Source organism: Pseudomonas sp. P4_D7, assembly GCF_056401755.1.
On record NZ_JBFUIR010000005.1, the window covers coordinates 145,297 to 170,387 of the forward strand.

The 25,091-nt window shown below is 60.5% G+C and carries 16 protein-coding genes and 1 pseudogene; 12 read left to right on the forward strand and 5 right to left on the reverse strand.

Annotation, left to right across the window (positions count from 1 at the left end):
• Nucleotides 1–70 precede the first annotated feature (70 nt).
• Nucleotides 71–928 carry a xanthine dehydrogenase accessory protein XdhC gene (gene xdhC, locus AC1DVF_RS06120; RefSeq protein ID WP_477782222.1) on the forward strand — a complete coding sequence of 286 codons (858 nt, stop codon included), beginning with the start codon at nucleotides 71–73 and terminating at the stop codon, nucleotides 926–928.
• A 13-nt stretch (nucleotides 929–941) separates the two neighbouring features.
• Nucleotides 942–2,246: a guanine deaminase gene (guaD, locus tag AC1DVF_RS06125; RefSeq protein ID WP_477782223.1), complete on the forward strand. Its 1,305-nt coding sequence runs from the start codon at nucleotides 942–944 to the stop codon at nucleotides 2,244–2,246.
• Between the two features lie 177 nt (nucleotides 2,247–2,423).
• Here guaD and AC1DVF_RS06130 read toward each other — a convergent pair whose 3' ends face one another.
• A complete protein-coding gene (locus AC1DVF_RS06130) occupies nucleotides 2,424–3,188 on the reverse strand; it encodes a GntR family transcriptional regulator (RefSeq protein WP_007918375.1) in 765 nt (254 codons plus the stop codon).
• 357 nt (nucleotides 3,189–3,545) lie between these two features.
• On the opposite strand from AC1DVF_RS06130, the gene AC1DVF_RS06135 reads away from it, so the two are divergent.
• Entirely contained in the window at nucleotides 3,546–4,736 is a 1,191-nt protein-coding gene (locus AC1DVF_RS06135; protein ID WP_477782224.1) for a benzoate/H(+) symporter BenE family transporter, read from the forward strand.
• Between the two features lie 277 nt (nucleotides 4,737–5,013).
• Here AC1DVF_RS06135 and AC1DVF_RS06140 read toward each other — a convergent pair whose 3' ends face one another.
• On the reverse strand, nucleotides 5,014–5,358 hold the full coding sequence (locus AC1DVF_RS06140; RefSeq protein ID WP_007916365.1) for a YggL family protein: 345 nt from the start codon (nucleotides 5,356–5,358) through the stop codon (nucleotides 5,014–5,016).
• Between the two features lie 233 nt (nucleotides 5,359–5,591).
• Here AC1DVF_RS06140 and dacB point away from each other — a divergent pair, with 233 nt between their 5' ends.
• Nucleotides 5,592–7,052 (forward strand): D-alanyl-D-alanine carboxypeptidase/D-alanyl-D-alanine endopeptidase, encoded by a 1,461-nt coding sequence (gene dacB / locus AC1DVF_RS06145; protein WP_186623433.1) that lies wholly within the window; start codon nucleotides 5,592–5,594, stop codon nucleotides 7,050–7,052.
• Nucleotides 7,053–7,172: 120 nt separating this feature from the next.
• Here dacB and AC1DVF_RS06150 read toward each other — a convergent pair whose 3' ends face one another.
• Nucleotides 7,173–9,554 (reverse strand): sensor domain-containing diguanylate cyclase, encoded by a 2,382-nt coding sequence (locus AC1DVF_RS06150; protein ID WP_477782225.1) that lies wholly within the window; start codon nucleotides 9,552–9,554, stop codon nucleotides 7,173–7,175.
• Between the two features lie 147 nt (nucleotides 9,555–9,701).
• The gene (gene rlmKL / locus AC1DVF_RS06155; protein WP_034152861.1) at nucleotides 9,702–11,972 is read right to left on the reverse strand and encodes a bifunctional 23S rRNA (guanine(2069)-N(7))-methyltransferase RlmK/23S rRNA (guanine(2445)-N(2))-methyltransferase RlmL; all 2,271 of its coding nucleotides are present in this window, start codon (nucleotides 11,970–11,972) and stop codon (nucleotides 9,702–9,704) included.
• A 532-nt stretch (nucleotides 11,973–12,504) separates the two neighbouring features.
• Between rlmKL and rmf the strand changes: the two genes are divergently transcribed.
• Nucleotides 12,505–12,720, forward strand: coding sequence for a ribosome modulation factor (rmf, locus tag AC1DVF_RS06160; RefSeq protein WP_003223300.1), 216 nt, complete (start codon nucleotides 12,505–12,507; stop codon nucleotides 12,718–12,720).
• A gap of 170 nt (nucleotides 12,721–12,890) precedes the next feature.
• Here the strand turns inward: rmf and AC1DVF_RS06165 are convergent.
• Nucleotides 12,891–13,826, reverse strand: a pseudogene (locus AC1DVF_RS06165) (quinone-dependent dihydroorotate dehydrogenase); the annotation flags it as partial.
• 223 nt (nucleotides 13,827–14,049) lie between these two features.
• On the opposite strand from AC1DVF_RS06165, the gene AC1DVF_RS06170 reads away from it, so the two are divergent.
• The 7 genes from AC1DVF_RS06170 (at nucleotide 14,050) to AC1DVF_RS06200 (ending at nucleotide 25,078) form a co-directional block, all read left to right on the forward strand.
• On the forward strand, nucleotides 14,050–15,261 hold the full coding sequence (locus tag AC1DVF_RS06170) for a CmpA/NrtA family ABC transporter substrate-binding protein (RefSeq protein WP_460090280.1): 1,212 nt from the start codon (nucleotides 14,050–14,052) through the stop codon (nucleotides 15,259–15,261).
• A gap of 15 nt (nucleotides 15,262–15,276) precedes the next feature.
• A complete protein-coding gene (locus AC1DVF_RS06175; RefSeq protein WP_007916390.1) occupies nucleotides 15,277–15,852 on the forward strand; it encodes an ANTAR domain-containing response regulator in 576 nt (191 codons plus the stop codon).
• Nucleotides 15,853–16,285: 433 nt separating this feature from the next.
• Nucleotides 16,286–17,497 (forward strand): nitrate/nitrite transporter, encoded by a 1,212-nt coding sequence (locus tag AC1DVF_RS06180; RefSeq protein ID WP_093431792.1) that lies wholly within the window; start codon nucleotides 16,286–16,288, stop codon nucleotides 17,495–17,497.
• Between the two features lie 7 nt (nucleotides 17,498–17,504).
• On the forward strand, nucleotides 17,505–19,175 hold the full coding sequence (locus AC1DVF_RS06185; RefSeq protein ID WP_257357971.1) for a bifunctional protein-serine/threonine kinase/phosphatase: 1,671 nt from the start codon (nucleotides 17,505–17,507) through the stop codon (nucleotides 19,173–19,175).
• A 421-nt stretch (nucleotides 19,176–19,596) separates the two neighbouring features.
• Nucleotides 19,597–22,050, forward strand: a complete 2,454-nt coding sequence (nirB, locus tag AC1DVF_RS06190; protein ID WP_477782226.1) for a nitrite reductase large subunit NirB — start codon at nucleotides 19,597–19,599, stop codon at nucleotides 22,048–22,050.
• Complete coding sequence (gene nirD / locus AC1DVF_RS06195) at nucleotides 22,047–22,364, forward strand: nitrite reductase small subunit NirD (protein WP_016985592.1); 318 nt, start codon at nucleotides 22,047–22,049, stop codon at nucleotides 22,362–22,364. The genes nirB and nirD overlap by 4 nt, the downstream gene beginning before the upstream one ends.
• Nucleotides 22,364–25,078, forward strand: a complete 2,715-nt coding sequence (locus AC1DVF_RS06200) for a nitrate reductase (RefSeq protein ID WP_477782227.1) — start codon at nucleotides 22,364–22,366, stop codon at nucleotides 25,076–25,078. The genes nirD and AC1DVF_RS06200 overlap by 1 nt, the downstream gene beginning before the upstream one ends.
• Nucleotides 25,079–25,091 lie beyond the last annotated feature (13 nt).

The following is a 25,091-nucleotide window of genomic DNA, read 5'->3' on the forward strand; positions in this document are numbered from 1 at the left end:
TGAACAGCGGACGCGGAGCGTCCAGTGATGCATTCCCACGCAGAGCGTGGGAACGATCTGAGAGGTGTGTATGTACAACTGGATCGACGCCCTCGCCGACCTGCAGAACCAGGGTGAACCCTGCGTTCTAGTGACGATCATCGAAGAGCTCGGCTCGACGCCACGCAATGCCGGCTCGAAAATGGTCATCAGCGCTAATCAGAGTTTCGACACCATCGGTGGCGGGCATCTGGAATACAAAGCCATGCAGATCGCCCGCGAGATGCTCGCCAGCGGCAAGCAGGACACTCATCTGGAGCGCTTCAGCCTCGGCGCCAGCCTGGGCCAGTGCTGCGGCGGCGCCACCGTGTTGCTGTTCGAACCGATGGGCCAGGTGCAGGCGCAAATCGCCGTGTTCGGGGCCGGTCACGTTGGCCGCGCCTTGGTGCCGCTGCTCGCCAGCCTGCCCTGCCGGGTGCGCTGGATCGATTCGCGCGAGGCCGAATTCCCCGAACACATCCCCCACGGCGTGCGTAAAATCGTTTCCGAAGAGCCTGTGGATGAAATCGATGAGCTGCCCGCCGGCAGTTACTGCATCGTCATGACCCATAACCATCAGCTCGACCTTGAACTCACTGCCGCGATTCTCAAGCGCAACGACTTCGCCTACTTCGGCCTGATCGGCTCGAAGACCAAACGCGCGAAGTTCGAACACCGTTTGCGCGATCGCGGTTTCGACAGCGGCGTCGTGCAACGCATGCGCTGCCCGATGGGCATCGGCGAAGTCAAAGGCAAACTGCCTGTGGAAATCGCCATCTCCATCGCCGGCGAAATCATCGCCACCTACAACGCCAACTTCGGCCAGCAGACTGCCAGCGCCGAACCGATTGCCAAACTGCTGCCGCTTTCACGGCGCAGTCAGGCGACCAAACTCAAAGCCTCAAACTGATTAGAGAACCCTCATGCCTCTGACTCGCAAAGCCTACCGCGCCGCCATCCTGCACAGCATCGCCGACCCCGCCGAAGTCGGGATCGAAGCCTCCTACGAATATTTCGAGGACGGCCTGCTGGTGGTCGATGGCGGCAAGATCAGCGCCCTTGGCCACGCCAGTGATTTGCTGCCGACCCTGCCGGCGGACATCGAAATCGAGCATTACCAAGACGCGTTGATCACCCCGGGCTTCATCGACACCCACATTCACTTTCCACAAACCGGCATGGTCGGTGCCTACGGCGAGCAATTGCTCGACTGGCTGAACACCTACACCTTCACGTGCGAAAGCCAGTTCGGCGACAAGGCCCACGCCGACGAAGTCGCTGACATTTTCGTCAAGGAGCTGCTGCGCAACGGCACCACCACCGCACTGGTGTTTGGCAGCGTGCACCCGCAATCGGTGAACTCGTTATTCGAAGCGGCCGAGAAGCTCGACCTGCGCATGATCGCCGGCAAGGTGATGATGGACCGCAACGCCCCGGACTACCTGACCGACACCGCCGAATCGAGCTACGTCGAAAGCAAGGCGCTGATCGAACGCTGGCACGGCAAGGGCCGCCTGCACTACGCGGTCACCCCGCGCTTCGCGCCGACCAGCACCCCGGAGCAACTGACCCTCGCCGGCCAACTGCTGACCGAATACCCGGATCTGTACATGCAGACCCACATCAGCGAAAACCTCAAGGAAATCGAGTGGGTCAAGGAGCTGTTCCCGGAGCGCAAGGGCTATCTCGACGTTTACGATCACTACAAACTGCTCGGCGAGCGCTCGGTGTTCGCCCACGGCGTGCACCTGTGCGACGACGAATGCGCACGACTGGCGGAAACCGGTTCAGCGATCTCGTTCTGCCCGACCTCGAACTTCTTCTTGGGTAGCGGCTTGTTCAACCTGCCGATGGCCGAGAAGCACAAGCTCAATGTCGGTCTGGGCACTGACGTTGGCGGCGGCACCAGTTTCTCGCTGCTGCAAACGCTGAACGAAGCGTACAAAGTGATGCAACTGCAAGGTGCGCGCCTGAGCCCGTTCAAGTCGCTGTACCTGGCGACCTTGGGTGGCGCGCGGGCGCTGCGTCTGGAAGACAAGATCGGCAACCTGCAACCGGGTTCCGACGCTGACTTCCTGGTGCTCGATTACAACGCCACGCCGCTGCTGAGCTACCGTTTGAAGCAGGCCAACAACATTGCCGAGACGTTGTTTGTGTTGATGACGCTGGGCGATGACCGCACGGTGCAGCAGACGTATGCGGCGGGTGCTTTGGTGCATCAGCGCTAATTTCCCCCGCCCCATGATCGTTCCCACGCTCTGCGTGGGAATGCAGCCCGTGACGCTCCGCGTCACTGGACGCGGAGCGTCCCCAGAGGCATTCCCACGCAGAGCGTGGGAACGATCAGACAGGCACAAAAAATCCCCCGCAACTTTTCAGCTGCGGGGGATTTTTCTATTGGTCAGTCAGAGCTTGGCCGCAGGACGCCCCGGCTTCTTGGTCTGCAACAAATGCGAGAACACCGCATGCAGATCATCCGACGCGCCTTCCTCGTCGAGGTTGAGCTTGCTGTCGATGTGATCCATGTGATGCATCATCAGATTCACCGCCAACTCACCATCACGCTTCTCGATCGCGTCAATCAACTGGGTGTGTTCGTCGTACGAGCAGTGCGAGCGGTTGCCGCTTTCATACTGGGCAATGATCAGCGACGTCTGCGAAACCAGGCTGCGCTGAAAGCTGATCAACGGGGCGTTCATCGCCGCTTCCGCCAGCTTCAGGTGGAATTCGCCCGACAGACGAATACCGGCGCCGCGATCGCCACGGGAGAAGCTGTCGCGCTCGTCGTTGACCATCTGCCGCAGCTCGGCGATCTGCTCGGCGGTGGCGTGTTGCACCGCCAACTCAGTGATCGCGCGTTCGACCAGACGGCGTGCGAGAAACACCTGACGGGCTTCTTCAACGCTCGGGCTGGCAACCACGGCGCCACGGTTCGGCCGCAACAGCACCACGCCTTCATGGGCCAGACGCGAGAGCGCGCGGCGAATGATGGTGCGGCTGACCCCGAAGATTTCCCCCAGCGCTTCTTCGCTCAATTTTGTGCCGGGCGCCAGACGCTGTTCGAGGATGGCCTCGAAGATATGCGCGTAGACAATATCGTCCTGGGTTCCGCTGCGGCCGGCTTTGCCTGCTCGCGGTTGTTTCTTGAGGGGTTGCAACTGTTCGTTCATGGGCACTCGAGTCGGGAGAACTGCGGCGAATAGACCGTGACTGTAATACGGCACAGTAGGTCGCTGGCAAGTATCGCGTAAAAAACAGCGCGATTGTACACAATGGAAGGTGGCAACACGACTGTACGGCTGTTTGTGACTTCCGCTGTATTGCAACGATCCGTTACGTTTGAGTTTAGGCTTGATCGCAGAATCCGCTGGTCGACCACAATCCCCTGTGGGAGCGAGCCTGCTCGCGAAAGCCGTTTCACATTCAAAATGAATGTTGACTGACACWCCGCTTTCGCGAGCAGGCTCGCTCCCACAGGGGTTTGGCGTACAGGGGACATCTTCATTGGTATAAGGAACACCGCCGTCATGAACGACGCCACGCACACTCAACTGCGCCCACTGGCCGACACATCACCGTCGGCGATCGTCGCGGGATTCATCGCGATGATGACCGGCTATACCAGCTCGCTGGTGCTGATGTTCCAGGCCGGGCAAGCGGCGGGCCTGACCAGCGGGCAGATTTCTTCGTGGATCTGGGCGATCTCGATCGGTATGGCGGTCTGTTCGATTGGTTTGTCGCTGCGTTATCGCACGCCCATCACCATCGCCTGGTCGACACCGGGCGCAGCGTTACTGATCACCAGCCTCGGCGGCGTGAGCTATGGCGAGGCCATCGGCGCCTACATCACCTGCGCCGTGCTGGTGACGATCTGCGGCCTGACCGGCAGCTTCGAACGCCTGGTGAAAAAGATCCCCGCGTCGCTGGCGGCGGCATTGTTGGCAGGGATTCTGTTCAAGATCGGCAGTGAGATCTTCGTCGCCGCGCAGCACCGCACCGGGCTGGTGCTGGGGATGTTCTTCACTTATCTGCTGATCAAACGCCTGTCGCCGCGTTATGCCGTGCTCGCCGCGCTGCTGATCGGCAYCGCGCTGTCAGGCTTTATGGGTCTGCTCGACTTCAGCGGTTTTCATCTGGAAGTGGCGACACCGGTGTGGACCACCCCGCACTTCTCGCTGGCGGCGACCATCAGCATCGGCATTCCGCTGTTCGTAGTCGCGATGACCTCGCAGAACATGCCCGGGATCGCCGTGCTGCGCGCCGACGGTTACAACGTGCCGGCCTCACCGCTGATCACCACCACCGGTATTGCCTCGCTGCTGCTGGCGCCATTCGGCTCCCACGGCATCAACCTAGCAGCGATCAGCGCGGCGATCTGCACCGGGCCGCACGCCCACGAAGATCGCAACAAGCGCTACACCGCTGCGGTGTGGTGCGGGATTTTCTACGGGATTGCCGGGGTGTTCGGCGCCACGTTAGCGGCGTTGTTTGCCGCGCTGCCGAAGGAACTGGTGCTGTCGATTGCCGCGCTGGCGCTGTTCGGTTCGATCATCAATGGCTTGAGCATTGCCATGACCGAGGTGAAGGAGCGTGAGGCGGCGCTGATTACCTTTATGGTCACGGCGTCGGGGTTGACGTTGTTTTCCATTGGTTCGGCGTTTTGGGGGATTGTGGCGGGGGTTTTGACCTTGCTGATCCTCAATTGGCGCAAAGTTTAAGGCAAAAGATCAAAAGCCCCTCATCGGAACGCCGCCCGCCTATCCCTCTCCCGGAGGGAGAGGGGACTGACCGCGTTGTATGCGGGAATTTTAGCGACATGTGATCCCGAGTTGAACTCAGGCTTTGAAAAGCCCATAAATCGGCCCCCTCTCCTGGGGGAGAGGGCTGGGCGGGCGGCGTTCCGATGAGGGGTAGATTCACCGCCAAACCAAAACCGAACCCCCAACCACCAGACGAAAAAAAACGGCGACCCTCAGGTCGCCGTTTTTTTCAGTATCACTTAGCCGCGTTGATCGGCTTTTCCGGATACCAAACGTCCAGCAACGGGCTGACTTCATACTTGGTCAGCTCGGAGCGGGTTTTCAGCCAGGCTTCAACGGCAGCGCGCTGCTCTTCGTTGACCGAGCCACGCTTCTGCAGGCAAACCAGACCGAAGTCGTCGCCGCCCACATAACCCAGACCATTGGCTTCCATGGCTTCTTTGATGAAGGCTTCGAGGAAAGCGTCAATGGCTTCTTCGGACAAGTCTTCTTTGAAGTCCAGGTTCAGTTCGAAACCCAGCTCTTGAAATTCATCAACGCACAGTTTTTTGCGCAGACGCTGGGAACGGTTAGTCGCCATTGGAACAATCCTCTTAAGTATTAACGGCCGGCACTTTACCAGTTTAAGCCGCCGATTGCCCGACTCTCTGGCCCCTGAAGCCGACCGCCTGTAAAAAAATAACGTATTGGCCGGCCCGGACAAGGCACAAGCTGTAACACCTTGGGGCATAATGCCGACACTTTCATGACCGCTGAGGGCTTTTTCATCCATGTCCTCGTTATTTTCCCCTCGACTGTAGGGTTTTATTTCATATGATCAAATCGTTGCGTCCTCTATTGCTCGCCGGCCTTCTTTTGCCCCTGGCCCTGCCTGTTTCCGCTGCCACCATCAATACTTCCCTCACCCCGAATGTCGAAAAAGCCCTCAAGGCGAGCAAATTGCAGCCCAGCGCCCTGTCGCTGGTGATGGTGCCGCTGGACGGCCCGGGCACGCCGACCGTGTTCAACGCCGACGTGTCGGTCAACCCGGCCTCGACCATGAAACTGGTGACCACTTACGCGGCGCTGGAAATGCTCGGCCCCAACCATCAGTGGAAGACCGAGTTCTACACCGACGGTGACCTGAACGGCGGCATCCTCAACGGCAACCTCTACCTCAAGGGCGGCGGCGATCCAAAGCTGAACATGGAAAAGCTCTGGCTGCTGATGCGCGACCTGCGCGCCAACGGTGTGACGCAAATCACCGGTGATCTGATCCTCGACCGTAACTTCTTCGTGCAGCCAGTGCTGCCGGAATTCAACGATGACGGTAATGACGAGAACAAGCCGTTCCTGGTCAAACCCGACTCCTTGCTGGTCAACCTCAAGGCCCTGCGCTTTGTTGCCCGTAACGATAACGGCCGGGTGCTGATCTCGGTTGAGCCGCCGATTGCCAGCGTGCGTATCGAAAACACTGTCAAAGCGCTGCCTTCCAAACAATGCACCGGCGGCGTGCGCTACAACCCGGTGCCGCAGGCCGATGGCAGCGTGACCGTGACCGTGGCCGGCCAGTTGGGCGAAGGTTGCAGTTCGCAGACTTATCTGTCGCTGCTCGACCACGCGACCTACACCGCCGGCGCCGTGCGCGCGATCTGGAAAGAACTGGGTGGCAGCATTCAGGGCAAGGATCGTCTGGCCTCGACCCCGAGCAACGCGAAACTGCTGGCTCGTGCCTACTCGCCGGACCTGGCGGAAATCATCCGCGACATCAACAAATACAGTAACAACACCATGGCCCAGCAGCTGTTCCTCAGCCTTGGCCAACGCTTCCGCAACGACGCCGACGGTGATGACGCCAAGGCAGCGCAACGCGTAGTGCGTCAGTGGATGGCGAAGAAAGGCATCACCGCACCGCATCTGGTGATGGAGAATGGCTCCGGTTTGTCTCGCGCCGAACGTGTCAGCGCCCGTGAGATGGCGAGCATGCTGCAAGCGGCGTGGCACAGCCCGTATGCCGCTGAATACATCAGCTCGCTGCCGATCGCCGGTACTGACGGCACCATGCGTAAACGCCTGAAAACCACGGCGATGCGCGGTGAGGCTCACGTCAAGACCGGCACCCTGAACACCGTGCGCGCGATCGCCGGCTTCAGCCGTGATGTGAATGGCAACACCTGGGCAGTGGTGGCGATCCTCAATGACAAGGCACCGTTTGGGGCATCGTCGGTGCTCGATCAGGTGCTGCTGGATCTGTACAAGCAGCCGAAACTGGCGCAGACCGCTTCGGTTCTCTGATCACCGCGGCTCCTGTAGGAGTGAGCCTGCTCGCGATAGCGTCAGTCCAGATACATCATGTGTGACTGACATACCGCAATCGCGAGCAGGCTCACTCCTACAAGGGAACAGCGTCGCGGCTTAGCTCATCTGTTCGACGCGATCACGCCCGCGCTGCTTCGCCATATACACGCCCGAATCCGCCCGCAACAGCAGCGCGTCCGCGCCCTCCCCCGGTCGCCAACTGGCGATACCGAAACTCGCGGTCACCACGCCAACTACATCCACCGGCGCACTGCGCAAACCCTGCCACAACTCAACCGCCAGCGTGTGCGCATGCTCGCCGTCGATGTCCGGGCACAGCACCATGAATTCCTCGCCGCCCAAGCGACAGAACACATCGGTGCGCCGCAATCGATGGCCGATGCGTTCGCACACCGCTTGCAGCACCCGGTCGCCCACAGCGTGGCCGTACTGATCGTTGATACGTTTGAAGTGGTCAATATCAAGCATGATCACCGACAGCTCGCCGCCGCCGCGCTCGACCCGGGCCATTTCCGTGGTCAGGCGTTCCTGGAAGTAGCGCCGGTTGTGGATGCCGGTCAGCGAATCGGTCACCGACAGCGCCCGCAACTCTTCCTCGACGCGTTTGAGGTCAGAAATATCCGAGATATAGCCGTGCCAAAGCACGCCGCCGCCCGGCAGCTCTTCCGGCGTCGCCTCGCCGCGCACCCAGCGCAGGCCGCGCTCGGGCAGTTGCACGCGGTATTCCTCGCGCCATGGGCTGAGGCTGTCGGCCGAGGCGCGAATGGAAGAGCGCACACGAGTAACGTCCTGTGGATGAATGCGCGTGAAGATCGCTTCGGCGTTGAACAACAGCACGTCCGGCTCCAGCTCGTAGATCTCGCGGATGCCGTCGCTGGCGTAGATCACGCTGAAGCGCCCATCGAATTCCATCCTGAACTGATAAATACCGCCGGGCACGTGCGCGCTGAGTTTCTTCAGCAACACATCCCGCGCCGCCAGCACCTCGTGCACGCGCTTGCGCTCAGTGATGTCGATGCAGATCGCCAGATGCCCGACCCACAACCCTTGTTCATCGAGCACCGGCGTGGCGAGCATGTTCACCGGCAAATGACTGCCATCGCTGCGCACCAGCGTCCACTCCCGGGCTTCGTGGCCGCCGACCTCACCGCCCTCGACCAGCATCGCGTGGCAGGTCGGGATGCTTTTCCCGTAGCGCGCACTCAACTCGGCAGCGCGGGCCATCAGCTCACGGGGCAGGTGCAGGTTTTCCAGGGTCATGTGCCCGACGACTTCGGCACTGCTGTAACCGAGCATTTGTTCGGCGCCGGGGTTGAAGGTGTTGATCACGCCGCGCAAGTCGGTGGCAATGATCGCCACCTGCGTCGCCGCATTCAGCACGCCGCGTAACTGGCCGTGGGTGCCGCGCAGCTCCTGTTCGCTGGCGTGCAGTTCCTGGGTGCGCAATTCGACCATGCGCAGGGCGCGCTGACGTTGACTGACCAACACGTAGAGCAAGGCGCTGAGCAGCAGACTGAGCAAGCCCCCCAGGATAATCACACTGCCGACCGACGAATGGTTGGCCTGCGCGAAGGCGTCGCTCGGCAGGATATCGACCTGATAGTCGTGATCGGCCATGCGCAGTAATCGCGTGGCCGACAGGTCGCTCGGCGCCGGCTCATTGGTCGACTCGAACAACACTTCGTGCTGATCATTGGTCGACATGTCGAGAATGCGCACCGACAGATAATCATGGAAGGCATCCGGCAGACCATCGGCCAGCAACTGGCGCATGCTGATTACCGCCATCACGTAGCCAAACGACTGGCGCTCGCCATTACGACTCACTGGCGCCACCAGCAGCACACCGCGCGCGTAGGACGGCTCGATGCTGACCAGGTGCATCGGTTGCGACACCGCCAGCCCGCCGCGTTTGTCGGCACGTTGCAGGGTGTCCCGGCGCAAGGGTTGCGCCAGCAGGTCATAACCCAACGGTGAGCCAAGTCGACTCTGCGTCTGGCTGTAGAGCACCGGCACGTATTCCTCGCGTTCGCCCGCCAGTTGCAGTTCGCCCTGCGCATTCAGCTCACGAATCGTGAAGTGGGTCAGGCCTTCGTCACGCACGCGCTGCTCAAATGCAGCGCGCTCGGCCCCATTGAGCTTGAGGGCAAACGAATAGGCCTGGGTACGCATCAATAAGGGGTGGGTGTAACCGTCGAATTCGGCGCGGGACACCGATTCAGAGTTGGCGAAGAAGCGGCGCAGGCCATCGAGGCGTTGCTCCTGATCCTGAAAGCGTTCTTCGATGCGGGTGTAACGTTCGTTGGCCAGCAGTTGAAAACGCTGACGGGTCTGTTGCTGGAATTGATTGAGGGTGGCCCAGGCGAGCAGCCCCGTGAGAACCCCGCCGGCGAGCAATACCAGTAGCGCGACCAGCCAGGCCGAGACGTCTTCGCTGATGAAACCCAGAATCTTTGGGCGCACGGGGTGCAACGACATAAAGACAACTCACACTACGCCAGCATTTACGGGAAAACCCCATTGACCGTGTGTGAGTTATAGCTATTAGCCACTAATTTAGCTAGCGCGGGCAGATCCACGGAGCCTTTAAAAATCAAGGCTCTGTGGATCCAATTGCGCAAAGCGTCAACGAGCCGTGATTTTCCAGGCGCGGTGGATCTTGGTGTTACGGGCGAAATCCGCATCGATGGTCTGCGCGCTGATTTCCTCGACCGCGTAACGCTCGGCGAGGTTTTCTTCCAGCTGGAACTTGCGGAAGTTGTTGGAGAAATACAGCACACCGCCCGGCGCCAGACGCGCCATGGCCAGGTCGATCAACTGCACCTGGTCACGTTGCACGTCGAAGATGCCTTCCATGCGCTTGGAGTTGGAGAAGGTCGGCGGATCGATGAAGATCAGGTCGTACTCGTCACGGCTGCTTTCCAGCCACGCCATCACATCGCCCTGCTCCAGACGGTTCTTGTCCGAGAAGCCGTTCAACGACAGGTTGCGGCGTGCCCAGTCGAGGTAGGTTTTCGACAGGTCGACGCTGGTGGTGCTGCGCGCGCCGCCCTTGGCCGCGTGCACGCTGGCGGTCGCGGTGTAGCAGAACAGATTGAGGAAGCGCTTGCCGGCGGCCTCTTTCTGAATACGCATGCGCATTGGCCGGTGATCGAGGAACAGGCCGGTGTCGAGGTAGTCGGTGAGGTTGACCAGCAACTTCACGCCGCCCTCGCTGACTTCATTGAACTTGCCCTGTGCAGCCTGACGCTCGTACTGCTTGGTGCCGCTCTGGCGCTCGCGGCGTTTGACCACCACGCGGCTCTTGTCAACGTTCAGCGCCTGCGGAATGGCCGCCAGCGCGTCGAACATGCGCGCCGAGGCTTTTTCCGGGTCGATCGATTTTGGCGCGGCGTATTCCTGGACGTGCACCCAATCGTGGTACAGGTCGATGGCCATCGCATATTCAGGCATGTCGGCATCGTAGACGCGGTAGCAATCGATGCCTTCGCGCTTGACCCACTTGCCCATGGCCTTGAGGTTTTTCTGCAGACGGTTGGCAAACATCTGCCCGCCTTCGCTCAAGCGCGGTTGCTCGATCACCGGTGCCGGGGCTGGCGTCGGTTTGATCGGGTTACCGTTCTTGTTGAACTTGCGCTCTTGCGGCTCGTCCGGGGTCTGGTCGTAAGCCGCTTGCTCACGCTCGGCCTGACGCTGTTCCGGGGTACGCCGCTCGCCGGTGACGAACTGATCCGGCAGCACTTTGATCAACAGCAGTTTGCACGGCAGCGCGCCGTTCCAGAACGAATACTGTTTGTGGCTACGAATGCCCATGCGCTTGCCCAGATCCGGGGCGCCGGTGAACACCGCCGCTTCCCAGTTCAGGCAAGCCTGACGTAGGCGCTCGCCGAGGTTCTGGTAGAGATACAGCAGGCTGGCCTCGTCACCGAGACGCTCGCCGTACGGCGGGTTGCAGATGACCAGACCTTTCTGGTTCTGATCCGGACGCGGCTCGAAGGTCGCGACTTCGCCCTGGTAGATCTTGATCCACTCGCTCAGGCCAGCACGCTCAACGTTGTTGCGGCCTGGCTGAATCAGACGTGGGTCAGCTTCATAACCACGAATCCACAGCGGTGGCTTGGCCAGACCGGCAGCGGCACGCTCGACCGCTTCTTCGTGGAGTTTTTTCCACAGCGCCGGCACGTGACCGAGCCATGCGGTGAAGCCCCACTGCTCACGGCGCAGGTTCGGCGCCATATCAGCGGCGATCATGCCGGCTTCGACGAGGAACGTACCGACACCGCACATCGGGTCAGCCAGCGCGCCGCCTTCAGCGGCAATGCGCGGCCAGCCGGAACGGATCAGGATCGCCGCCGCGAGGTTTTCCTTCAGCGGTGCAGCGCCCTGCTGCAGACGGTAACCGCGCTGGTGCAGGCTGTGGCCGGACAGGTCAAGGGAGAGAATCGCTTCGCCGCGATCCAGACGCAGGTGAATGCGCAGGTCCGGGTTGAGCTTATCGATCGAAGGACGGTCGCCCTGCGGCGTGCGCAGTTTGTCGACGATGGCGTCTTTGACTTTCAGGGCACCGAAGTGGGTGTTGTCGATGCCTGAGCCGTGGCCGCTGAATTCAACGGCCAGGGTGCCGTCGCTGAGCATGTGATCCTGCCACTCGATGTCGAGCACACCGTGGTACAGGTCTTCAGCGTCTTTCATCGGGAAACGCTTGAGTACCAGCAACACGCGGTTGGCCAGACGCGACCAGAGGCACAGGCGATAAGCGGTTTCCATGGTCGCCATGCCACGCACGGCGGAAGTGTGCTCGCGCGCTTCTTCAAGGCCAAGCCCGACGGCTTCCTCGATGAGCAGGCCTTCAAGACCTTTAGGGCAAGTGAGGAAGAGTTCGAAACGGTCGGACATGGTATTTCCAGAGCCTTTGGCTAGTGAATCGGCAACGCATTGCCGATCCGGTTTTCAATCAGGCGCTTTTCTAAAAGAACGCCCGCGTGGCACGAAGGTGTGCCGTTCCATCCCCGCTGCTCGGGTTAAAAGAGCTTAGATGCCGGGACAGATAAAAAAGTTGATGAAACAAAAAGTCTTAAAGCGACCCTTCGTCGCTTTATACCCCAGCGCAAACGTGGGTCATTCTCACTAAAGAATTAACCCCATCATGCAGCGCGGGGCCGATCATACCGGGGTTTGCTGAAAAACCGTGCATGAAACCCGTCGTTACTTATGGCTGTAGCACCAATTTCGTTACGTCCTTATGACAAAACGATCATTCCCTCGGTGTGACTCATTGGTTAGAACTGAACACAGGTTGACGTCGCAACGGCGTCAACACCTTGGCTCGCCACGCCGGCAGCGAGCCGCACCATGGCAGGTTTCTTCTGCCAGACCTCAGTTGAGGTCAACGCGACACAAAACAGTCAACAAGTGAGGGAAACACCCTATGAGAAGACTTAAGCGTGATCCGTTGGAAAGAGCATTTTTGCGCGGATATCAATATGGCGTTGGTGGCAAATCCCGTGAGCTTTGCCCATTTACTCTACCGTCGGTACGCCAAGCCTGGATTAACGGCTGGCGAGAAGGACGCGGCGACAACTGGGACGGTATGACCGGCACTGCGGGAATCCACAGACTCAACGAACTTCACGCCGTCGGCTGACACAGGGCATTAATTCCGACACGACAATCTGAATTTGTAACGACTTACCATGCACGTCCTTCCCGGACGGCGGGCTGCGGCCCAGGGGCTCCTTCGAGGAGCCCTTTTTATTGCATGGATTTTTGTGCCGAGCGCATAACCTGTAGGAGTGAGCCTGCTCGCGATAGCGGGCTCGCACCGGCCAGAATCTTCTCGGCAGCATGCTTGCCTTCGGTAATCCCGCCAGCCGCAATGATCGGCAACCGCCCAGCCAACTCACCCGCCAGCACCTTCACGGTATTGGTGCTCTTCTCCCGCACTGGTGCGCCGGACAAACCGCCCGCCTCGTCGCCATGCTCCATGCCTTCGACGCCAACACGGCTCAGGGTGGTGTTGGTCGCGATCACCGCGTCCATGCCGGTTTCGATCAGCGCCTGAGCAACCTGTGCGGTTTCTTCATCGGTCATGTCCGGCGCGATCTTGATCGCCAGCGGCACATGCTTGCCGTGACGCAAGGCCAGTTCGGCGCGGCGGGTAGCCAGATCGGCGAGCAACTGCTTGAGCGAATCACCAAATTGCAGGCTGCGCAGGCCCGGAGTGTTCGGCGAGCTGACGTTGACTGTCACATAGCTGGCGTGGGCGTAAACCTTGTCCAGGCAGATCAGGTAATCGTCGACCGCGCGCTCAACCGGCGTATCGAAGTTCTTGCCGATGTTGATGCCCAGCACGCCTTTGTATTTCGCCGCGGCCACACGCGCCAGCAGGTTATCGACACCGAGGTTGTTGAAACCCATGCGGTTGATGATCGCCTCGGCTTCCGGCAGGCGGAAGATCCGTGGTTTCGGGTTGCCCGGCTGCGGGCGTGGGGTCACGGTGCCGATTTCAACAAAACCGAAACCCAGTTGCGCGAAGCCATCGATGGCCGCGCCGTTCTTGTCCAGACCGGCCGCCAGCCCCACCGGGTTCGGAAACTCCAGGCCCATGACCGTCACCGGCTTCTTTGCCGGCGCCTTGCACAGCAAGCCGTTGAGGCCCAAACGCCCACCCGCGCCGATCAGATCCAGCGACAGATCGTGGGAGGTTTCCGGGGAAAGTTTGAACAACAGCTGACGGGCCAGGGTGTACATGGGCGGCGATGACTCGGGCGGCGAAAAGAGGCGGCGATTATAGCCGGGCATCGACCTGCGGCGCGAGGCGCACGCGCAAATCACTGGCACTGGCATATGCCTTGCACCCTCCTGGCTATCAGCGCGCCGGTCAATGACGGCAGGCGGGCACGGACAATGGCGTCGTCTTCGGGGTTTGCCTGCGCAAAGTCCGGGGCGGCGCTTTTTTTTCGAGGTACGTTGGATGAATGAACCTTCGGTAGGGCCACTGGCCTGGGTCAATGGCAGCGATGCCCCGGAAAAAAGCGCGATCAACCTCGGCTTCATGGCCCTGAGCGATTGCGCGTCGGTGGTGGTCGCAGCCACACAGGGCTTCGCCCAGCCTTATGGATTGACGCTGAACCTCAAGCGCCAGAGCTCATGGGCGAATCTGCGCGACAATCTGGTCAGCGGCGAACTCGACGCCGCGCACAGTTTGTACGGACTGATCTACGCCGTGCACCTGGGTATCGGCGGGGTCGCCCCGACGGATATGGCCGTACTGATGGGCCTGAATCAGAACGGTCAGAGCCTCAACCTCTCTCACGGCCTGCAAAACCTCGGCGTGAGCAGTCCTGAAGCACTGGACCGGCACGTGCACCAAAGCCGCGCAAAACTCACCTTCGCGCAGACCTTCCCCACCGGCACTCATGCCATGTGGCTGTATTACTGGCTGGCGAGCCAGGGCATTCATCCATTGCAGGACGTCGACAGCGTGGTGGTGCCGCCGCCGCAAATGGTCGCGCACCTGCAAGCCGGGCGTATCGACGGTTTTTGCGTCGGCGAACCGTGGGCCGCCAGTGCAGTGCAGCAGAATCTCGGTTTTACCCTGGCCACCAGCCAGACCATCTGGCCCGATCATCCGGAAAAAGTCCTTGGTTGCACTCGCGAATTTGTCGAGCAGTATCCGAACACCGCACGGGCGTTGGTGATGGCGATCCTTGAAGCCAGCCGCTTCATCGAAGAAAGCCCGGAAAACCGCCGCAGCACCGCGCAGTTGCTTAGCGCGCCGGAATATCTCGATGCGCCAGTGGCGTGCATCGAACCGCGTTTTCTCGGTGATTACGCCGATGGCCTCGGCAATCGCTGGCAGGATCCGCATGCGCTGCGTTTTCACGGCAACGGTGAAGTGAATCTGCCGTATCTGTCGGACGGCATGTGGTTCATGACCCAGTTCCGCCGCTGGGGTTTGCTGCGCGAAGATCCGGATTACCTCGCCGTCGCCCGCCAGGTTCAGCGGCTGGACGTCTACCGCGACGCCGCCACCGCTGTCGGCGTCGCCGCATGGGGCACTGACATGCGCAGCAGCCAGTTGCTCGACGGCAAAGTCTGGGACGGCAGCGACCCGGCTGCTTACGCGCGCAGTTTCAAGTTGCACGCGCTGAACGACGACGCCCCCCTTCTCGCCCGCCGCTGACAGGAGACCGCGAACATGTTGCGTATTCTGTTGATCAACGACACAGCGAAAAAAGTCGGGCGCCTGAAAGCTGCGTTGACCGAGGCCGGTTTCGAGGTGATCGACGAGTCCGGCCTGACCATCGACCTGCCCGCGCGCGTCGAAACGGTGCGCCCGGACGTGATCCTGATCGATACCGAGTCACCGAGCCGCGATGTCATGGAGCAAGTGGTACTGGTCAGCCGCGACCAGCCACGGCCGATCGTGATGTTTACCGACGAGCATGACCCCGGTGTGATGCGTCAGGCGATCAAGTCCGGGGTCAGTGCGTACATCGTCGAAGGCATTCACGCCCAGCGCTTGCAGCCGATTCTCGATGTGGCGATGGCACGATTCGAGAGTGATCAGGCCTTGCGCGCGCAGTTGCAGGCGCGTGATCAGCAATTGGCTGAACGTAAGCGCATTGAGTTGGCCAAGGGGTTGTTGATGAAGATGAAGGATTGCAATGAGGAAGAGGCTTACACCTTGATGCGGCGCCAGGCGATGAGTCGGCAGCAGAAGCTGATTCAGGTGGCGGAGCAGATTATTGCGATGAGTGAGTTATTGGGCTGAGGTGTTCTGACAGCTTAAGAGCCCCTCACCCTAGCCCTCTCCCGGAGGGAGAGGGAACCGATTGGGGGATGCTCGGGAAATACGCCGACCTGCAATTCCTTCTGTGAATCCATAATCGACTCGGTGTTTCAGGTCGATGTTTGAGGTCCGACACCTCGGTCAGTCCCCTCTCCCTCTGGGAGAGGGCTAGGGTGAGGGGCTTTTGATTTTCAGGTTATTGGCACAAATCTCGCTAAGTAAAACGCACAGGTAACCAACGGCGGTTGCCCCACCTACGACAAAGACGTCGCTCACCCGTTCGCCCAACCGGCGCATCAGGGAGCGGCGTTTTTGCGTTTTGGCCCCACAGACCGGGGCCGGTGGTGCGGCCGTGGCGGCGCCCCACCTGCTGTTGCATGACTCCTTTCGAGACTCTTTTCAGCTGAGGTGCGCGATGAATTCAAGCTTCTGGAAATCCGGCCACACCCCGACCCTGTTCGCGGCCTTCCTGTATTTCGACCTGAGCTTCATGGTCTGGTACCTGCTCGGCCCGCTGGCGGTGCAGATTGCCGCCGACCTGCAGCTAACCACGCAACAACGCGGTCTCGTCGTCGCCACGCCGATCCTTGCTGGCGCCGTGTTGCGCTTCATCATGGGCATGCTCGCCGATCGGCTGTCACCGAAAACTGCTGGGCTGATCGGTCAGGTCATCGTGATTTGCGCGCTGTTCGGTGCCTGGAAAATCGGCATTCATAGCTACGAGCAGGCGTTGATTCTCGGCCTGTTCCTCGGCATGGCCGGCGCATCGTTTGCGGTCGCCCTGCCCTTGGCCTCGCAATGGTATCCGCCGCAGCATCAAGGCAAAGCCATGGGCATCGCCGGTGCGGGCAACTCCGGTACCGTTTTCGCCGCGCTGCTCGCGCCGGTACTCGCCGCCGCGTTCGGCTGGAGCAATGTCTTCGGTTTCGCTCTGATCCCGCTGATTCTGACCCTGGTGCTGTTCGCCTGGCTGGCAAAAAACGCCCCTGAGCGGCCGAAAGCCAAAGCCATGGCTGACTACTTCAAAGCCCTGGGCGACCGTGACAGTTGGTGGTTCATGTTTTTCTACAGCGTGACCTTCGGCGGCTTTATCGGCCTGGCCAGCGCCCTGCCCGGCTATTTCAACGATCAGTACGGTTTGAGCCCGGTGACCGCTGGCTACTACACCGCAGCCTGCGTGTTCGGCGGCAGCTTGATGCGGCCGCTGGGTGGCGCACTGGCTGATCGCTTCGGTGGTATTCGTACGTTGCTGGCGATGTACACCGTCGCCGCCGTGTGCATCGCGGCCGTCGGTTTCAACCTGCCAAGTTCCTACGCTGCTCTGGCGCTTTTCGTCTGCACCATGCTCGGTTTAGGGGCAGGCAACGGCGCAGTTTTCCAACTGGTACCGCAGCGTTTTCGTCTGGAGATCGGCGTGATGACCGGGCTGATCGGCATGGCCGGCGGCATCGGCGGTTTTGCCTTGGCCGCCGGTATGGGCGCGATCAAGCAGAGCACCGGCAGCTATCAGTTGGCGTTGTGGTTGTTCGCCAGCCTTGGCGTGCTGGCGTGGTTTGGCCTGCACGGCGTCAAGCGTCGCTGGAGAACCACCTGGGGGTCGGCGGCAGTGACGGCGGCGCGGGTCTGAACCTTCGATGGCCCTGCAACTGAGTTTCGCCGAAGCCAGCGCCACCGGTCCGCGCGCGGAGAATCAGGACGCTTTGCGTCTGGTCACGCCCGCGCCGGCGCTGGCGGCGAGCAAGGGTTATCTGTTCGCTATCGCCGATGGCGTCAGCCAGTGTGCCGATGGCGGACTGGCCGCGCGCTCGACCTTGCAGGCGCTGGCGCTCGACTACTACGCCACGCCGGAAACCTGGAGCGTGGCCCAGGCACTGGATCGCCTGCTGCTCGCGCAAAACCGCTGGTTGCAGGCCAACGGTGGTGGGCAACCGTTGCTCACCACGGTCAGCGCCTTGGTCATGCGTGGTCGGCGTTTCACCCTCGCCCACGTCGGCGATTGCCGGGTGTATCGCTGGCACGCCGACAGCTTGCAGCGAATCAGCGAAGACCACGTCTGGGATCAGCCGGGCATGCAGCATGTGCTCAAGCGTGCGCTAGGGCTGGATCAGCATCTGGTGCTGGACTTCCTTGATGGCGAACTGCGCGACGGCGAGTGCTTTGTTTTGCTCAGTGACGGGGTCTGGTCGACACTCGGCGATACCGCCATTGCGGCGATTCTGCGTGATCAACCGGATCTGCACAGTGCAGCGCAGACGCTGATCAACGCCGCGCATCTGGCGGGGAGCCAGGACAATGCCAGTGCTTTGCTGGTGCGGGTGGATGCTTTGGGTGAGGCCAGTATCGGCGATGCGCTGATTCATCTGCAGCAATGGCCCCTGCCGCCACCGTTGAAACCCGGTCAGTCGTTCGAAGGCTGGCAAGTGCTGGAGGTTGTCGCTCAGAGCCAGCAATCGCTGCTGTATCGGGTGCTTGATGGACAAGGTCAAACGTGGCTTCTGAAAACCCTACCCACGCGTTCCGCCGATGATTCCTACGCCGGGCAAGCACTGTTGTCCGAGGAATGGTTTCTGAAACGCGTAGCCGGTCGCCACTTTCCTGAAGTCCATGCCTGCCAGCAGCGTCAGCATTTGTACTACGTGATGCGGGAATATTCTGGGGCGACGCTGGCACAGCTGTTTCAACAGTCAGGCCCGCTGCCGTTGGCACAGTGGCAGGACATCGCCGAGCGACTGCTGCGCGCGGTCGGGCTGCTGCATCGGCGACAGATTCTGCACCGGGACATCAAACCGGAAAATCTGCACGTGGGCGACGACGGCGAATTGCGTCTGCTGGATTTTGGCCTGGCGTACTGCCCAGGCTTGTCCGAAGACGCGCCATCGACGCTGCCCGGGACACCCAGTTACATCGCTCCGGAAGCATTTCGCGGTGATCCGCCAAGTGTGTCGCAGGATTTGTATGCGGTCGGTGTGACCCTGTATTTCCTGCTGACAGGGCATTTTCCCTATGGCGAAATTGAAGCGTTTCAACGACCGCGCTTTGGTCTGCCGGTGAGCGCCAGTCGCTATCGGCCGGATCTGCCGGAATGGCTGGCGCAGAGTCTGGAGCGTGGCGTGGCGGCTGATCCGCAACAACGGTTTGAAACGGCTGAGGAATGGCTGTTGGTGCTGGAACAGGGTGAGCGGCGGAGTTTGAGTGTGCGGCCCAGACCATTATTGGAGCGTGAGCCGTTGAAGGTCTGGCGGACGATGGCGTTGCTGGCGTTGCTCGGAAATGTGGCGCTGCTGGTTTTGTTGTTTCACAGTTGAACCGCGTCGCGTCATTCGCGAGCAGGCTCGCTCCCACAAGGAATTTGTGAACGACAAAGATCCACTGTGGGAGCGAGCTTGCTCGCGAAGGGGCCCGCCCAATCACTACAAATCCACCTGCCTGAATGCCCCACGAACGAGCAACCCGCCTCGATTCAGTGCAAAAAATTACCCTCAAAAACTGCCAAACCCCAATAAACCCGCCACCGCCCCCACTTGGCACAACCACTGCATTACCCCACCCAACACACACATAAAGCCCAACCTTCAACGACGAAGGCTGCGCTTCCCGAGAGAACGGGACCAGGACAAAGGCGTCCTCGCTAGGCAACTAGCGGGACGCCTTTTTTTGTTTGCGCAAAATTTCTCGAGCAAGGCCTGACTGCCCACAAGAGGCCAGCCGCAGCTCCCGGAGAACCTGATGAAAAAACTCAAACTGGTGATGATCGGTAATGGCATGGCCGGGGTCCGCACCCTGGAAGAACTGCTCAAGCTGAGCAACGAGCTGTACGACATCACGGTCTTCGGCGCCGAACCGCACACCAACTACAACCGCATCCTGCTGTCGCCGGTGCTGGCCGGTGAGCAGACTTTCGAAGAGATCGTCCTCAACGATCTCGACTGGTACCTGGAAAACAACATCAAGTTGCTGCTCAACCGCAAAGTGATGGAGATCGACCGGGTCAAGCGCCGGGTGATCGCCGAGGACGGCACCGAGGCCGAATACGATCGCCTGCTGATCGCCACCGGTTCGACGCCGTTCATCCTGCCGATCCCCGGCAACACCTTGCACGGAGTGATCGGCTATCGCGACATCGCCGATACCCAGGCAATGATCGACACCGCTAAAACCCACAAACACGCGGTGGTCATCGGTGGCGGTCTGCTCGGTCTCGAAGCCGCCAATGGCCTGATGTTGCGCGGCATGCACGTCACCGTGGTGCACATCGGCGAATGGCTGCTGGAACGGCAACTGGACAAAACCAGCGGCCAACTCCTGCAAACTGCCCTCGAATCCCGAGGCTTGCATTTCCGTCTGTGCGAACAGACTCAGGCGCTGCACGATGCGGGCAATGGCCGGGTCGGCTCGGTGCAGTTCAAGAACGGCGAGATCATCCCGGCTGATCTGGTGGTAATGGCTGCCGGTATTCGTCCCAACACAGAATTGGCGGAAAAGGCCGGCATCCCGTGCAATCGCGGGATTCTGGTCAATGACACGCTGCAAACCTACGACCCGCGTATTTATGCCATCGGTGAATGCGCCAGCCACCGCGGCATTGCCTACGGTCTGGTCGCGCCGTTGTTCGAACAGGCCAAGGTCTGCGCCAACCACCTCGCACAACTGGGTTTCGCCCGTTATCAGGGTTCGGTGACCTCGACCAAATTGAAAGTCACCGGCATCGATCTGTTTTCTGCCGGCGATTTCATGGGCGGCGAAGGCACGGAAACCATCACCCTCTCCGACCCGATTGGCGGCGTGTACAAAAAACTGGTGATCAAGGATGACGTGCTGGTCGGCGCCTGTCTGTACGGCGATACGGCAGATGGCGGTTGGTATTTCCGGCAGATTCGTGAGAATCACGCCATCGGCGAAATCCGCGATCACCTCATGTTTGGAGAAAATGCGTTAGGCGACGTAGGACATCAAGGCCAGGACAAAGCCATGGTCATGGCCGACACCGCCGAAGTCTGCGGCTGCAACGGCGTGTGCAAAGGCACCATCGTCAAAGCCATTCAGGAACACGGCCTGTTCAGCGTCGATGAGGTGAAGAAACACACCAAGGCTGCCAGCTCCTGCGGCTCCTGCGCCGGGCTGGTCGAACAGATCCTGATCAACACCGTCGGCGGTGCGGCGGACGTCAAACCGAAGAGCGAAAAAGCCATCTGCGGTTGCAGCGACCTCAATCACGGGCAGATCCGTCAGGCCATCCGCGAGCAACATCTGCTGACCATCGCCGGCACCATGAGCTACCTCAACTGGCGCACGCCGAACGGCTGCGCAACATGCCGCCCTGCCCTCAACTATTACCTGATTTCCACTTGGCCCGGCGAAGCCAAGGACGATCCGCAATCGCGCCTGATCAACGAACGCGCCCACGCCAACATTCAGAAGGACGGCACCTATTCGGTGGTGCCACGGATGTGGGGCGGCGTGACCAATCCTTCGGAACTGCGGCGGATTGCCGACGTGGCCGACAAGTACAACGTGCCGATGGTCAAGGTCACCGGCGGTCAGCGCATCGATTTGCTCGGCATCAAGAAGCAGGACTTGCCCGGCGTCTGGAAAGACCTCGACATGCCGTCCGGGCATGCCTACGGCAAATCCATCCGCACCGTGAAAACCTGCGTCGGCAGTGAGTTCTGCCGTTTCGGCACGCAGAACTCGACACAACTGGGCATCGAGCTCGAGCACGATCTGTTCAACATGTGGTCGCCGCACAAAGTGAAACTCGCCGTCTCCGGTTGCCCACGCAACTGCTCGGAAGCGGGGATAAAAGACGTAGGAATTATCGGTGTCGACTCCGGTTGGGAGATGTACATCGGCGGTAACGGCGGAATCAAAACCGAGGTCGCTGAGTTTTTCGTCAAGCTGAAAACCGCCGAGGAAGTCCGCGAATACAACGGCGCGTTCCTGCAGCTCTACCGCGAAGAAGCCTTCTACCTCGAACGCACCGTGCACTACCTGCAACGGGTCGGTATGGAGCACATCAAGAAAGCCGTGCTCGAAGACCCCGAGCGTCGCAAGGCCCTGAACGAGCGCCTGCAATTCTCTCTGTCGTTCGAGCAAGACCCTTGGAAAGAGCGTCTGGCGCAGCCGCAACTGAAGAAAGAATTCGACGTAATTCCCGTGAAAAACCTGGAGGTGCCGGCATGAACTGGCTGGATATCTGTGCCCTCGACGAGATCAATGCCCTCGGTTCGCGAATCATTGCCGGGCCGAAAGGTGACATCGCGATTTTTCGTACAAGCGACGATGAGGTTTTCGCCCTCGACGACCGCTGCCCGCACAAGGGCGGACCATTGTCGCAAGGTTTGATCTACGGCAAACGTGTGGCCTGCCCGTTGCACAACTGGCAGATCGACCTCGAATCTGGCGAAGCTCAGGCGCCGGACATCGGTTGCGCGCACCATCACCCGGCGCGGGTCGAAAACGGTCGTGTGCAACTGGCCCTGCGGGACGCCATCTGATGAACCGCCAGACGACCGCCTCGACCTGCTGTTATTGCGGGGTCGGCTGCGGCGTGCTGATCGAGCATGACGGCGAGCGCATCCTCGGCGTCAGCGGCGATCCGGCGCACCCGGCCAACTTCGGCAAACTGTGCAGCAAAGGCTCGACCCTGCACCTGACCGGCGACCTCGCGGCTCGCGCGCTGTACCCGGAACTGCGTCTGGGCAAAGGCCTGGCGCGCAGCCGAACGGATTGGGATACGGCACTGGAACACGCTGCCAACGTGTTCGCCGAGACCATTGCCGAGCACGGCCCGGACAGCGTGGCGTTCTATATCTCCGGGCAGTTGCTGACCGAGGACTATTACGCCTTCAACAAACTGGCGCGGGCGTTGGTCGGGACCAACAACATCGACAGCAATTCGCGCCTGTGCATGTCTTCAGCAGTGGTCGGCTACAAACGCAGCCTCGGCGCCGATGCTCCTCCGTGCAGTTATGAAGACCTGGAACTCAGCGATTGCGTGATGATCGTCGGCAGTAACATGGCCTACGCCCATCCGGTACTTTTCCGTCGGCTGGAAGAGGCAAAATCCCGCCGCCCACAGATGAAAGTCATCGTCATTGACCCACGGCGTACCGACACCTGCGACCTCGCGGATCTGCACTTGGCGATTCTGCCGGGCACCGATGTCGCGTTGTTTCACGGAATTCTGCATCTGTTGCTGTGGGAAGACTGGATCGACCGTGACTTCATCAAGGCGCACACCGATGGCCTCGCCGACTTGAAAAATCTGGTGCGCGATTACACCCCGCAAATGGTTTCGCAACTGTGCGGGATCAGTGTCGAGCAACTGCAGCAGTGCGCTGAATGGGTGGGCACCTCGCCGAGTTTTCTGTCGCTGTGGTGCATGGGCCTGAACCAGTCCACCGCTGGCAGCGCGAAGAACAGCGCACTGATCAATCTGCATTTAGCTACCGGGCAAATCGGCCGTCCGGGTGCAGGACCTTTCTCCCTTACCGGTCAGCCAAATGCCATGGGCGGGCGCGAAACGGGCAGTTTGTCGAATCTGTTGCCGGGCCATCGAGACGCGGCCAACCCTGAACATCGCGCCGAAGTAGCGGCATATTGGGGCGTTGATCGGTTGCCGGAAAGTACCGGTCTCAGTGCCATCGAACTGTTCGAGCAAGTGCGCAACGGCAAGATCAAGGCGTTGTGGATTGCCTGCACCAACCCTGCGCAATCGATGCCGGACCAACATGCTGTGCGAGCAGCGCTTGAGACCTGCCCGTTTGTGGTTCTGCAAGAAGCCTTTCGCACCACCGAAACCGCTGCATTCGCAGATCTCCTGCTACCCGCCGCCAGTTGGGGCGAGAAAGAAGGCTCGGTGACCAATTCCGAGCGACGCATTTCCCACGTGCGTAAAGCCCTCCTCCCACCGGGTGAGGCGCGGCCGGACTGGGCGATCACGGTAGATTTCGCACAACGTCTGGAGAAACGTCTGCGTCCCGCTGAGTCGAGCCTGTTTACGTTTAACCAACCTGCGCAGTTGTTCAATGAATTCAAAGGGCTGACCCGTGGACGGGATCTGGATATGTCCGGGATCAGCCACGCGCTGATCGACGAGATCGGACCGCAGCAATGGCCCTTCCCTGTCGGAGCGCGGCAAGGAACGCCACGACTGTACGAGGACGGGATTTTTCCTACGGCCAACGGTCGGGCTCAGTTTATTGCCGATTCGTATCGCGCCGCCAAAGAGCAGCGCGATGCTCGCTTTCCACTGACGTTGATCACTGGCCGCTTGCGCGATCAATGGCACGGTATGAGCCGCACTGGCACGGCAGCGCAATTGTTCGGGCATGTCAGCGAAGCGGTGTTGAGCCTGCACCCGGACGAAATGCGCCGGCATCGTTTGCAGCCGGGCGATCTGGTCAACCTTAAAAGTCGTCGCGGCGCGGTAATCGTCGCGGTTGGCAGCGATGACAGCGTACGTCCGGGGCAAGCGTTTCTGCCGATGCACTGGGGCGACCGTTTTCTCAAGGGCGGTGTGAATAGCCTGACCCTGCCGGACTTTGATCCGCTGTCGAAGCAACCGGAGCTGAAACACAGCGGTGTGCGTCTCGAGCCGATCAATCTGCCGTGGCAGCTTTTCGCACTGATCGAAGGCGATGTTCAACGGCATTTCGAGACGCTACGGCCGCTCTGTGAGGCATTCTCCTACGTGAGTCTCAGCCTTGTCGGACGTGAACGATCGGCATTGCTGATACGCGCGGCCAGCAGCGAAGCTCCGAATGCGCAATTGCTCGGTGAAATCGACCAATGCCTGTCACTGATCGACGGCCCGGTATTGGCTTATGACGATCCTCGCCGCGCCATTGGCAAACGCGTGCGCATTGAAAACGGCCGGATCACTGCGATCCGGTTAGCCGGTGAAACCCTCGCTCAGCATTGGCTGCAAGGGTTGTGGCTGGAAGGCCGTGCGGATGAGCAACTGCGGCGCTGGCTATTGGCGCCAATGAGTGCGCCGCCGGGCAGTTTCGGGGCGCAAATGGCTGTGGATAAAACCCTGTGCAACTGCAAGAACGTCAGCCTCAACGCGGTCTGCGCCGGCATTCGCCAAGGCCTGGATCTGCAGGGCTTGAAAAACCAACTGGGCTGCGGCACGCAATGCGGCTCGTGCGTCCCGGAAATAAAACGCTTACTGGATGCCGACGTGCAGCCAGCCGCCATCATCTGATGAGGAAAACACC